Annotated in this window: 2 protein-coding genes; both read left to right on the forward strand. The window is 46.8% G+C overall.

Annotated elements, in window-relative coordinates:
* Positions 1–327, forward strand: a 327-nt coding sequence (locus tag INF86_RS22510; protein ID WP_227414807.1) for an efflux RND transporter permease subunit, incomplete at its 5' end; no start/stop codon positions are given.
* Positions 328–574: 247 nt separating this feature from the next.
* On the forward strand, positions 575–796 hold the full coding sequence (locus tag INF86_RS16205; RefSeq protein WP_003860364.1) for a lipoprotein: 222 nt from the start codon (positions 575–577) through the stop codon (positions 794–796).
* The last annotated feature ends 58 nt before the right edge of the window (positions 797–854 follow it).

The following is an 854-nucleotide window of genomic DNA, read 5'->3' on the forward strand; positions in this document are numbered from 1 at the left end:
CTGCTTACGACAATTGGTTTATCAGCCAAAAACGCCATACTGATCGTTGAGTTCGCCAAGGATCTTATGGATAAAGAAGGCAAAGGGATTATTGAAGCCACGCTGGAAGCCTCACGTATGCGTCTGCGCCCTATCCTGATGACCTCTCTGGCATTTATCCTTGGTGTTATGCCTCTGGTCATCAGTAGTGGCGCAGGTAGTGGGGCACAAAACGCTGTCGGGACGGGCGTGATGGGCGGGATGCTGTCAGCCACTCTGCTGGCTATTTTCTTTGTTCCTGTTTTCTTCGTTGTTGTCCGGAGACGGTTTACAAAGCATAAGGATTAATGAAAATCATAAAGGCACCTCTGGTGCCTTTTTTATTTCCTGTCAGCATTCTAATAAAAAGACATCTCTTCACATTTCCTCCATAAATAATCAACGCCCCTCTTTTTTCTCCATGATTTTTACAATCCACACAATTTGAGATTATTCCCCGTGCTGTATGGTATTAGTGCGGTGGTAAAATAATCATCAATTCGTAAATTGCCGCATCGGCTCTTAAGCGAATAAGCGATCATATTGAGGTAACATCATGAAAAGATTCCTTTCCGTTGCACTCCTCGCTGCGCTGCTTGCTGGTTGCGCGCACGACTCTCCCTGTGTACCGGTATACGACGATCAGGGGCGACTGGTTCACACCAATACCTGTATGAAGGGGACTACCCAGGATAACTGGGAAACAGCAGGTGCGATTGCCGGTGGCGCCGCAGCAATAGCTGGCCTGACTCTCGGTATTGTCGCCCTGACTAAATAATACTTTTAAAAGCGCGGCCATCGCCGCGCTTTTATTTTATCTAAACAAAGGGATGTAT

It is taken from the genome of Enterobacter cloacae complex sp. I1M (assembly GCF_014982425.1).
In the GTDB taxonomy this organism is placed as follows: Bacteria; Pseudomonadota; Gammaproteobacteria; order Enterobacterales; family Enterobacteriaceae; genus Enterobacter; species Enterobacter intestinihominis.